This is a genomic window from Amycolatopsis sp. NPDC003861, from assembly GCF_053605405.1.
The window spans coordinates 1-11,198 of the sequence record NZ_JBSGJD010000289.1; the positions used below are offsets into that span (position 1 = coordinate 1).

Here is an 11,198-nt window from a genome sequence, read left to right on the forward strand (position 1 = left end):
TTGACACACCCGGTCGCCGACTGAAGGGATGGCTGGGATGAGGGGCGGGGGAGGTCTGGTGACGTCGCTGGCCGGCTTGCGTTGCCGGCCGCCGGTCCGCGCGTGGCGATGCCGTGGCCGGCTCGCGCTCCCGGCCGCCGGTTCGCAGCGCCCCCAACCCGGCTTATGCCCTCGACCGCCGGTCCGCGCGCGGTAACGCCGTGGCCGGCTTACGCCTCCGGCCGCCGGCCCGCATCCGCCCCCAACCCGCGCGCCCCCAGCCAACGCCCCCTAAGCCAGCTTCGGCGCCTGCACCGCCATCGCCGAGATCAACTGCGTCGACCGCAACACCGCATCACGCAGAATCGCGGCACTGTCCTGCGCCCGCGCCGGCGTCAGCACGAAGCCCGCGCTCGTGTGCTCGCCCCATCCCGTCATCACGTGCGGCTCGCCGAATCCCCTGATCGGGCACGGCAGCGGTGGGGCCACCGGGAGGTGCGCGTCACTCGCCAGCAGGCTGACGTCCGCGCGGCCCGCCTGTTCCGGTACCGCGCGCGCCGCCCGGGATGGGGGTGCCTGGTGGGCCACGACGAGTGCCCGCGGGACCCCCAGTCCCGCGGCCACCCGGCGCTGGGCCAGCCGGTAGGCGACCAGGGCGCCGAGCCCCGCACCGAACAGCACGTGCGGGGTCTCGAGCGCCCCGGCCAGTTCCCCGGCCAGTGCCTCGACCACCAGCCACATGTCGCGGTAGGGGTGCTCGTCCCGGCGTTCGCCCCGGCCCGGCAGCTCCACGACCTGCACCGCGATCCGTGGATCGCGCCAGGCGCGGTAGCGGCCGGCGGCTTCCCCGGCGTCCGGGAAGCAGACGAACAACAGACGCTGGACGTCGTCTCGGTCCACCCGTGGCCTCCCTTCCAGCCTGCCCGGGGATAGGGTCGTCCACAGCACTTCCGTTTCGCTTCGGTCCGTCTTCCGGGGGGCATCACGTGCGCTACCGCCTGCTCGGACCGGTCACCGTCCTCGGTGACGCGGGCCCGGTCCGCCCCGGCGGCCAGAAACAGACGTCCGTGCTGGCCGCGCTGCTGCTGAACCCCAACCGGGTCGTCACCGAGGACCGCCTCATCGACCTGACCTGGGGCGAGAACGCGCCGCCGAGTGTCCGTGGGCGGCTGCAGGTGCACATCTCGGAACTGCGGAAGCTGCTCGGCCGCGACGTCATCGTGCGGCGCGCGCCCGGGTACGTCATCGAGGTCGCTCCCGGCGATCGGGACCTCGACGTCTTCGACGAGGAGGTCGCCAAGGCCCGGGCCACTTCCGGGGCGGACGCCGTCGCGCACCTGCGGGCCGCGCTCGCGCTGTGGGACGGCACCCCGCTCGGCGGGGTGAGCGAGTCGCTCGCCGAATACGAAGGCCCGGCGCTGGCCGAACGCCGGCTCGTCGCCCTCGAAGAGCTGTACGAACAGGAGCTCGTCGCGGGACGGCACGGCGAGGTCGTCGGGGAACTGCGGCGGCTCGTCGACGAACACCCGTTCCGCGAACGCCTGCGGGCCGCGCTGATGCTCGCGCTGCACCGCTGCGGCCGGACCCCGGAAGCCCTGGAAACCTACGCGCGGGCGCACCGGCTGCTGGTCGACGAACTCGGCATCGAGCCCGGTCAGGCCCTGCAGGACCTGCGGATGCGGATCCTGCGCGGCGAGGGCGAGCCGGCGCCGCCCGCCGCCCCGGCCGTTCCGCGGCCCGCCGAGCTGCCGCTGGACGTCCGCGGGTTCGCCGGCCGGGCGCCCGAGCTGGCCGCGCTCGACGAACCCGGGGACGTCTGGGTGATCACCGGCACCGCCGGCGTCGGCAAGACCGCGCTGGCCGTGCACTGGGCCCACACCGCGCGGGCGCGCTACCCCGACGGCCAGCTGTACGTGAACCTGCGCGGCTTCGACGCCGAAGACGAGCCGCTCACCCCGGCCGCCGCGCTCGCGCAGCTGCTGCGGACCCTCGGCGTCGACCTGCGGGACGTCCCGCCCGGGGTCGACGACCAGAGCAAGCTCTACCGGACGCTGCTGGCCGACCGGCAGGCCCTGGTCGTGCTGGACAACGCCCGCGACCCGGCCCAGGTACTGCCGCTGCTGCCGTCGTCGGGGCGGGTGCTGGTGACCAGCCGCCACCGGCTCGACGAGCTCGTCGCCCGCGTCGGCGCGCGGTCGCTCGGCCTGGCGCAGCTGCGCGAGGCCGACTCGCAGGCGCTGCTGACCGCCCTGCTCGGCGACCGGACCGCCGCCGAACCCGAAGCGGCGGCCGAGCTGGCCCGGCTGTGCGGCCACCACCCGCTGGCCCTGCGGATCGCGGCGGCGAACACCGGCGTCGCCAGCATCGGCGAGCTCGTCGACGAGCTGCGCGGCGACCCGCTGGGCCACCTCGGCTTCGACGGCGAAAGCGCCGTCGCCAAGGCGTTCTCGGTGTCCTACCAGGCGCTGGCGCCCGGGCTGCGGCAGGCGTTCCGGCTGCTCGCGCTGGTGCCGGGCACCGACTTCACCGCGATCGCCGCGTCCGCCCTGCTGGAGGTGCCGGTCGACGAGGCGACCCGGCGGCTGCGCGGGCTGATCGCGGCGAACCTCCTGGAAGCGCACGCACCCCGCCGGTACCGCTTCCACGACCTCGCCCGCCGCTACGCCGAGCAGTGCGTCCGCGCCGAGGAGGACGAGCCCGCGCGCGAGGAGGCGTGGGAGCGGCTGTTCACCGGCTACTGCGCGGCCGCGGATGCCGCCGTCGCGCTGCTCGGCGCGCGGATCGTGGCGCTCCCCCGCGAGGACGCGCCCTCGGCGCCGAGCCCGGTCGCCTTCGCGGGTGCCGCGGAAGCGGTGGCCTGGCTGGACGTCGAGGTGCCGAACCTCTCGGCGGCCCTGCGCCAGGCGGCGGCGCGCGGGCCGTACCCGGGCGCCTGGTACCTCGCCGACGCGTTGCGGCGGTTCTTCCACGACCACGGCCGGCGCGCGGAGTGGCTCGAGCTGGCCCCGATCGTGCTGCGCGCGGCGCAGGACCACGGCGCCCAGCCCGCCGAAGCGCTGGTGCACCTGTCGATGGGCGGCGCGTACTTCCGCGAGGGCCAGCACGAAGCGGGCATCCGGCACTCGGAGAAGGCGGTGCTGGCCAGCCGCGCGTGCGGGTGGCGCCAGTGCGAGGCGACGGCGGTGGCGAACCTCGGCGCGATGCTGGAGTGGACGGGCCGGCTGTCGGAGGCCGTCGAGCACAGCCGGCGCGCGATCCAGCTGTTCCGCGAGCTGGCCAACCGGTCGGGCGAAGCGCTGGCGCTCAACTCGCTGAGCTGCCACTACCGGCAGCTGGGGCGGCTGGAGCAGGCGGAGGACTGCCTGGTGGAGGCGATCGCGCTGGCCCGCAAGGAGGATCTGGCGTTCTGGGAGGCGGCCAACCTCGCCGACCTCGGCTCGGTCCTCCTGGCGACCGGGCGGCTGGCCACCGCGGGCGAAATCCTCGACCAGGCGCTGGGGGCGTTCCGCGACCTGGGCTCCAGCTTCGGTGAGGCCACGACGCTGAACGTGGTGAGCGCGCTGCAGATCGCCCGCGGCGACCACCCGGCCGCGGCGGCCACGGCGGCCACGGCCCTGGAGTGCGTCCGCCGCGACGGCGACCGCCAGGTGGAAGCGGCGGCCTTGATCGCGCTGGGCCGGGCGGAGGAGAGCCGGGGTGACCTGGCGGCGGCCGAGCGGGTGCTGCGCGAGGCGCGGTCCCTGACGGCGGAGTCGGGGCTGCGCGGCCAGCTGGCCGAGGCGGCGGCGACGCTGGCCCGGGTCCTGGCGGCCGACGGACGGCCGGGCGAGGCGGGCGAGCACGCCCGGACGGCCCTGGACGCGGCCCGCGCGGGCGGGTTCCGCGTGGTGGAGGCGGAGGCCCTGCTGGGCTTGGCGGCGGTCCAGGAGGCGGCCGGGCGCTCGATCCTGGCCGGCGGGACGGCGCGCGAGTCCCAGGCGCTGTACCGCGCGGTGGGGCACGTGACGGGGGAAGCCGTGGCCGGCGAGTTCCTCGCACGGCTCGGCGACCGGGCCACGGGCTGACCGGCTCCCCGGCTTCCCCGCTTCCCGGCTCCCGGCCTCGACTCCCGGCTCCCAACTTCCGGCTCCCGACTCCCCGGCTCCCGGCTCGCGGCCCCCGGCCCCAGCTCCCGGCCTCGGCTCCCGGCTCCCGGCCCTCGGCCCCAGCCCCCGGCCCCGCGCCCCCGGCCCCCGGCCCCGCGCCCCCGGCCCTCGGCCCCCGGCTCCCGGCTCCAGCTCCCGGCCTCGACTCCCCGTTCCCGGTTCCCGCGGCCCCCAGCCCCCAGCTCTCGCGCTCCCGGCCCCCAGCCCCCGGCTCCCGGCCCCCAGCCCCGGCTCCCGGCTCCCGGCTCCCGGCTCCCGGCTCCCAGCCCCAGCCCCAGCCCCAGCGAGCCTGCGTCAACCTGCGGAAAACCGGCTTTGCCGCCGCTTTGCCCTGGCGCCCCGAGGCTCGCCGGGTGTTACCTCCCCGGCCGGGGCGCGACATACTGAAGGCATGCCCCGTCCGAAACACGTCGCCGCGAGCGATCTGCGTCTGCCGGACGCGCTGCAGCCGGGGCGGCCGAAGGGCGACCAGCTGCGGGAAATCCTCGAGAGCGCCGCCACCGAGGCCGGGCCGGGGCGGCTGATGCCGTCCGAACGGTTCCTCGCCGAGCACTTCCAGGTGGCCCGCGGCACCGTCCGGCAGGAGATCAACCGCCTGGTCGCCGACGGCATCCTCTACCGCCAGCACGGCACCGCGACCTTCACCGCCGAGCGGCAGGCCGCGCACATCGACATGCTGACCTCGTTCACCGAGGACATGCAGGCCCGCGGCGTCGTCCCGAAGACGAAAGTCCTGCACGCCGAGGTCGAAAGCGCGGGCCCCCGCATCGCGGGACGGCTGAACGTGCCGCCCGGCGCCCGGGTCTTCCGGCTGGAGCGCCTCCGCTACGTCGAAGACGAGCCGTTCGCGGTCGAGCGCACCAACCTGAGCGTCGACCGGTTCCCGGACATCGAGCTGTTCGACTGGGAAACCCAGTCCCTGCACCGCACGATCGAGGAACGCTGGGGCGTCCGCCCGGAGTGGAACGACACGGCCATCTCCGCGGTCCTGCCCAACAGCCACGACGCGGCCCTGCTCGGCATCGAAGCCACCCAGCCGTGCCTGATCATCGAGGGCACGCTGCACGACCAGAGCGGCGGCGTCATCGAAGCCGGCCGGTCGCTGTACCGCGCGGACCGCTACACGGTGTTCACGCAGGCGCGCCGCAGCCCGGCGTCCTGAGGCAACCCCCGGCGCCCGGCCCGCGTGGTAGCGGAAACGGCGCAAGGGGGGCCCGATGGCGACACGGAAGACGCGACAGCTCCTGCTGGTGGCGACCGTTCTCGGCGCGGTGCTGGCGACCAGGTCCACCCGCCCGCCGCGCGCTCCCGAACCGAGACCGCTCGCCGAGCCGCGTACGGTGCCCGAGCCGCCCGCGGTGACCTACGGCAACGACCTGCACCGGCCGGTGCTGCTGCTCGGGGTCCTCGCGACGGCGGCGGTGGTCAGCGTCTGGTCGGCGCACCAGCAACGCCAGGCCGACGCGGCGCTGGTCGCGGGCGTCGGCTTCGGCGCGATCGCCGCGGCGGTGTGGGCGGTCGCGTACCGGTGGGGCGACCTGCGGCCGGACGAGGGCTTCGCCCGGCTGTCGTTCGGCATGTTCGGCCTGCTCCTGCTGGCTCTGTCCGGACCGGCGCTGGTGACCGAGCTGACGCTCACCGGCCGCGGCACACCGGTCGCGGCGGAGGTGGCCCCGGCCCGGCAGGCCGGCGCCTACCGGCTCGTCGTGCCGGGAAAACCGGCCCCGCTACCGGGCGACCTCCGCACAACAACCGAATTCGCCCCCGGCGACCGGACGACGGCGCTCATCGACCCGGCCCGCTTCGTCCGCCCGATGCCGCGCGACGAGGTCAACCCGCACCTCGACGCGGGCTTCGGCCTCGCCGGCACCGGCATTCTCGCCATCGCGCTGCTCAGCCTGGGGTCGGCGGTTCCCCTTCGGCGCAGCAGCTGATCCGGTGCGCCCGCAGGACCTTCAGGCAGTGCTCCACCAGTTCGTCTCCCGCCTCCGGGCTGAACAGCGTCACGTACGACTCGTAGATCCCGTCGCGGTGGCCGTCCGCGTCGGGCAGGTAGCCCAGATATCCGTCCGTGTAGCCGATCACGCGGGTGTGGCGGAACGGGCTGCCGCGGCGGATGCGCAGGCCCAGCGAGGCGAACAGCTCGAACGGTGTGTGCAGCCAGGCGATCTCGCCCAGCGACACCACGCTCACCGGCACCTCCGCGCACCCCGTCGGCCGGCCGCTCGCCGCCATGGTCGCCAGCATTGCGCAGCCCTCGTAACGGGTCTGGGCGATGCGGACCGCCGGGTGGTCCTCGCCGTGGTGGGCCAGCTCGCGCTGCCACGCCGCCTCGGCCGTCTGGCGCAGCTCGATGCTGACCTCCAGCGAGGGGATGTCGCGGTAGGGCAGGTGCAGCGTCGAGCGGGTCAGGTGGACCGGGCCGACCGTCGCCGGCGGGGACGTCACCGTCGCCAGTGTGCGGGCGATCGACGTCGCCAGGTGGCCGCCGAGCGTGCGGACCTCGGCGTGGTCGCGCCCCCGGCGGACGAAGCGGGAGCTCGCGTCGCCCGCCGCTCCCTGCAGGAACGCCGCCACCGGCTGGCCGACCAGGGTGGCCAGCTCGCGGCGGGTCGCTCCCGGCCAGTCCGCCGACCAGGCCAGGTTGTCCGGGCCGAGCACCGTCGGGTGGCTGGCGTAGTCGAACAGCAGCGCGGCCGGCGTGCCGTCGTCGCGGCGCAGCTCGAGCACACCGAACGACGTGTCGTGCGGTCCGTCCGGCCGGTAGCGGTTGCCGCCGACGGCTTCGGTCGTGCCCGCGTGCCAGCGGGCGCGGACCCGGCCGCGGCCGGCGCGCAGCCGCAGCGCCGCGCCGGTCACCTTCTCCGCCATGCCGCCGACCAGCCCGGCGTCGCGCCGCCCGGGCAGGCCGGGGTGCAGCGGGCCGGTCCAGCCCTCGGGCCCGGAGTGCGTGTGCGACGCGCAGACGAGCACCCGGTCCGGGTCGATGCCCACCGCCGCGGCGACCGCGTCGGCCAGGGTGCGGGTCAGGCCGGCGTCGACGGCGAGGGCGTCCAGCGCCACCCACACCACGCCGGGGTCGTCCTCGGTGGACAGCCAGATCAAGGACGCTTCGAGGTCGTCGTGCGTGCCGGTCGCGACGCCGTCCCGGGCCAGGTAGCCGCCGAGCGGGTGCCCGGGTCCCGGCGTGATCCGGACGTCTTGCGCGGCGAGCAGGAGCGCGGCGGTCACCAGGTCGATTCCAGGACGTCGACGACGCCGTCGCGGCCGGCGGCGCGCGCCACCCCGGCCAGCTCGGTGACGTCGTCGGTCGTGTGCAGCAGGACTTCCAGCAGCATCGGCAGGTTCAGGCCCGAGACCAGCTGGAGCCGCGGGTGCCCGGCCGCGAGCGTGCGGACGGCGTTGAACGGCGAGCCGCCATGCAGGTCGGCGAGCACCAGCACGCCGGGGGCGTCGCCGGCCAGCGTGAGCACGCGGGCGCCGAACTCCTCCGGGCTGTCGCGCGGGCTCAGCTCGCAGACCTTCAGCCGCGACTGCGGGCCGAGGATCATCTCGGCGGCTTCCCCGACGCCGGAGGGCAGCCGGCCGTGGCCGGCGAGGATGATCGGGACGGGCATGGCGACTCCTAACTCTTCGCCGGGGCCGATGGCGCGAACCAGCCGAGCCACCCCAGGACGACCCCGGCCACGACGACGATGCCGATGACCCAGACCGGCCGCAGCCGCGCCTTGACCGTCAGCAGGTACACCCCGGCCGTGACGAGCACCGGGAGCAGGAACGGGAGCAGTTCGTCGAGCCTGTCCTGGATCGCCACCGACTGCGTCACCGGCTGCCCCTGGACCGTGGTGGTCTGCCGGTAGGTCAGCGTGGTGACGACCTTGACGATCGACGGGATGAACCCGCCGAGGACGACGAACCCGAGCACGGTCGCCCCCTGGGCGACGCGCGCGAGCGCCCCGGCGGCGAGGTGCCCGGCCAGGCGCTTGCCCTCGCGGTAGGCGAAGGAGAACTGCCAGCGCCGCACCAGCGCGTACGGCACGAGCACCATGAAGGCGGCGAAGGCGGGCCCGAGCCAGTTGCCCTGCAACGCCCACGACGCGCCCATGGTGAAGACGATGCTGTTGTACAGCGCGAAGACGACGGTGTCGCCGATGCCGGCCATCGGCCCCATCAGCGCGACCTTCGTGCTCGCCGCCGACTTCGGCGTGCCGGCTTCTTCGAGCGCGACGCTGGAGCCGAGGATCAGCGGGCCGCCGACGAGCACCGAGGTGTTGAAGAACTGCAGGTGCCGCTGCAGGCCGGCGACGTAGTCGGCCTTCTCCGGGTACAGCCGGCGCAGCACCGGTTCCATCGAGTACGCGAAGCCGAGGGCCTGCATCCGCTCGTAGTTCCAGGAGATCTGGCTGGACCAGAAGTACCGGCGGAACACCCGGCGCAGGTCCTGCTTGGTCAGCCGAGGGTCCACTGTGGACTCATCGGCGGGCGCCGCTTCGGGCACGGCGAGCGCGGGTTCGTCGCGCTTCAGCGTCACGAACAGCATCGCGACCGCGACGCCGATCAGCGCGATCCCCAGCACCGGCAGGTGCAGGTAGGCGAACCCGACGAACCCGATGAGCAGCAGGTACCAGTAGCGCGACAGCTCCATCATGCCGAGCAGCAGCGCGAAGCCGACCGCCGGCAGCAGCGAACCGGCCAGCGTCATGCCCTGGACGAACCCGGCCGGGATGCTCGCGGTGATGTCCTTGACCAGCCCGCCGGACGCGGCGAGCGCGGCGAGGAACGTCGGGACCGCGCGCACGGCCACCCACGGGACCAGGCTGACCCAGTGGATCATGGCCAGGCCGCGGGCGTTGCCGTCGGCGGCGTAGCCGTCGGCCCGGTGCACCAGCCCGGTGGTGACCATCTTGCCGACCGGGTCCAGTGCCGCGAGCAGGATCGCCGCGGGCAGCCCGACGCCGATGCCGATCGCGGCCTGCGCGGCCGGGGCGCCGGCGGCCCCCGCGGCGAGCGCGGTGCCGACGATGGCGCCGGTCTGGTAGTCCGGGATGGTGGCGCCGCCGTAGGTGTAGACGCCGAGGGCGGCCAGCTCCAGCGTCGCGCCGATGAGCAGGCCGAGCAGGGGGTGCCCGGTGATCAGCCCGGCCACCGAGCCGGCGATCAGCGGGCGCTGGGCGTAGATCAGGAACGGCCCGAGGCCGTCGTAGGTGCAGTAGATCGCCCACAGGGTCAGGGCCAACGCGACGAGCATGCGGAGCTAGAGCCCTTTCCGGTCGAGCAGCGGGACGAAATCGGCGGGCTTGTCCTGCGGCAGCAGCTGCGTGACGAGCGGGACGCCGCCGGCGGCGAGCTTGCGGTAGGCGTCGGCCTCGTCCGCGGTGACCGCGACCGAGCGGGTGACCATGGTGTAGGGGTCACCCGGCCGGGGGGCCGCGTTGCCGACGTTGACGACTTCGGGCCGCAGGCCGCCGTCGACGAGGCGGAAGACGTCTTCCGGGTGTTTGGCGATGATCATGACGTCCGCGCCGGGTTCGGCGGCCAGCGTGGCCTCGACCGAGAGCACGTCCGTGGGCAGTCCCCGCGCGGCCTGCGGGAGCAGCATCCGCTGGAGGTCGTCGGCGGCGACGTCGTCGTTGCACACGACCAGCCGGCGCACGCCGAGGCGGCGGGTCCACGCGAGGGTGACCTGACCGTGGATGAGCCGGTTGTCGATCCGGACGTGTGCCCCCGCCATGTTTCTCCTCCCGGCCGGCAGGAGTCATACTGGTTCGTACCAGTATCTGTGTCAACACCGCCGGTGACCGGCCTTCGCGCGGCCGACGGAAGGACCCCTCAGACCTTCCGTCGGCCCACGAGCGCGAAGTCCCCCTGGATTTTTCCCGGACCCTCCCATAAAGGTATATACCAGTATGGACGGTTGTGATCGACTGTCAAGACCCCGCACCACGGCAAATCCGAAAAATTCTCGACCGGTCAGCCGACAGAAATCGGCGGAAACATTCCGGGAGAAACCGCGCAACCTCACCCGGTCACCGTCGTTAACCGCATCGTCCGTTCAGGGGAGGAAAGCCATGCCGGCCGTCAGATCGAACATCGTCCCGCTCCGGCACGCCCGGCCCGGAGTGGTGGCGTACGTGAAGAGCCCGGCCGAGTGGTTCGTCGCGAACAGCGGCTGGATCCAGGGCACCGAGGGCGTCGCGCTGATCGACACCTGCGGCACCGAACAGGCGACCCTGGAACTGCTGCGCGACGTCCGCAAGTACGCGGGCGACCAGGAACTCACGGTCGTCATCACGCACGCGCACGGCGAACACCACAACGGACTCGGTGTCGCCCTCCGCGACGGCGGCACGGCGCTGGCCGCGCCCGGCAGCCTCGACCTGGTCAAGGCCGGGCCGCAGACGTACGGCAACGTCTTCACCTACACGCACTGGGGCGTGCTCGAGCCGCCGGAGCCCGAAGCCGTCCGGCCGGTGACCGGCTGGCACGAGCTGGACCTGGGCGGCGCGGTGGTCGACGTCGTGGCGGTGCCGGGGGTCGCGCACACGGCCGGCGACCTGGTGGTGCACGAGCCGCGTTCGAGCACGCTGTTCACCGGCGACCTGGTGTTCATCGGCGACACCCCGATGGCGGTGCACGGTTCGATCCCCGGCTGGCTCGACGCGCTCGACTGGCTCCAGGACACCTTCCGCCCGCGCACCCTGGTGCCCGGCCACGGCCCGGTGGCGACGCCCGCCCACACGGCGTTCCACGCGATGCGCGTCTACCTGGAATGGCTGCTGGAAGCGACGGTGCGGCAGTCGAACTTCACGAAGCTGGCGAAGCAGGCGTCGCTGCGGTGGCCGTCGTGGCGCAACCCGGAGCGGCACATCGGCAACCTGATGCGCGCGTACGCCGACCAGCACGGCCGAAAGCTCGACGTCGACCTGGCCATCGACGCGGTCCTGGCCGCCGCCGGCGGGCGGATCGACCTGGACCTGCTGCTGGGCAGCGAACCGGTCCGGCGGATCTCCTAGGACTCACCCAAGCGCCCCAATGTGGCGTTGGGTGCGTCCAACGCACCGAACGCCACATTGG

At 74.3% G+C, this 11,198-nt stretch carries 9 protein-coding genes; 4 read left to right on the plus strand and 5 right to left on the minus strand.

Annotated features, from left to right (window positions below):
- Positions 1-270: 270 nt before the first annotated feature.
- On the minus strand, positions 271-879 hold the full coding sequence (locus tag ACWEVN_RS41740) for a thioesterase II family protein (protein WP_310975904.1): 609 nt from the start codon (positions 877-879) through the stop codon (positions 271-273).
- Positions 880-965: 86 nt separating this feature from the next.
- Here ACWEVN_RS41740 and ACWEVN_RS41745 point away from each other — a divergent pair, with 86 nt between their 5' ends.
- The 3 genes from ACWEVN_RS41745 (at position 966) to ACWEVN_RS41755 (ending at position 6,058) form a co-directional block, all read left to right on the plus strand.
- Entirely contained in the window at positions 966-4,043 is a 3,078-nt protein-coding gene (locus ACWEVN_RS41745; protein WP_452054963.1) for a BTAD domain-containing putative transcriptional regulator, read from the plus strand.
- Positions 4,044-4,515: 472 nt separating this feature from the next.
- Positions 4,516-5,286 (plus strand): GntR family transcriptional regulator, encoded by a 771-nt coding sequence (locus ACWEVN_RS41750; RefSeq protein ID WP_310975902.1) that lies wholly within the window; start codon positions 4,516-4,518, stop codon positions 5,284-5,286.
- A 55-nt stretch (positions 5,287-5,341) separates the two neighbouring features.
- Complete coding sequence (locus ACWEVN_RS41755; RefSeq protein ID WP_452054964.1) at positions 5,342-6,058, plus strand: hypothetical protein; 717 nt, start codon at positions 5,342-5,344, stop codon at positions 6,056-6,058.
- Here the strand turns inward: ACWEVN_RS41755 and ACWEVN_RS41760 are convergent.
- From ACWEVN_RS41760 to ACWEVN_RS41775, 4 genes are read right to left on the minus strand one after another with little or no spacing between them, the layout of a single operon-like run.
- The gene (locus ACWEVN_RS41760) at positions 6,018-7,355 is read right to left on the minus strand and encodes a hypothetical protein (RefSeq protein ID WP_452054965.1); all 1,338 of its coding nucleotides are present in this window, start codon (positions 7,353-7,355) and stop codon (positions 6,018-6,020) included. The two genes, ACWEVN_RS41755 and ACWEVN_RS41760, sit on opposite strands and share 41 nt — an antisense overlap.
- Positions 7,352-7,741 carry a PTS sugar transporter subunit IIA gene (locus ACWEVN_RS41765; protein WP_452054966.1) on the minus strand — a complete coding sequence of 130 codons (390 nt, stop codon included), beginning with the start codon at positions 7,739-7,741 and terminating at the stop codon, positions 7,352-7,354. The genes ACWEVN_RS41760 and ACWEVN_RS41765 overlap by 4 nt, the downstream gene beginning before the upstream one ends.
- An 8-nt stretch (positions 7,742-7,749) precedes the next feature.
- Positions 7,750-9,360, minus strand: a complete 1,611-nt coding sequence (locus ACWEVN_RS41770; protein ID WP_452054967.1) for a PTS system mannose/fructose/sorbose family transporter subunit IID — start codon at positions 9,358-9,360, stop codon at positions 7,750-7,752.
- Positions 9,361-9,378: 18 nt separating this feature from the next.
- The gene (locus ACWEVN_RS41775; protein WP_452054968.1) at positions 9,379-9,855 is read right to left on the minus strand and encodes a PTS sugar transporter subunit IIB; all 477 of its coding nucleotides are present in this window, start codon (positions 9,853-9,855) and stop codon (positions 9,379-9,381) included.
- A gap of 337 nt (positions 9,856-10,192) precedes the next feature.
- Here ACWEVN_RS41775 and ACWEVN_RS41780 point away from each other — a divergent pair, with 337 nt between their 5' ends.
- Positions 10,193-11,137 carry an MBL fold metallo-hydrolase gene (locus ACWEVN_RS41780; RefSeq protein WP_449687238.1) on the plus strand — a complete coding sequence of 315 codons (945 nt, stop codon included), beginning with the start codon at positions 10,193-10,195 and terminating at the stop codon, positions 11,135-11,137.
- The last annotated feature ends 61 nt before the right edge of the window (positions 11,138-11,198 follow it).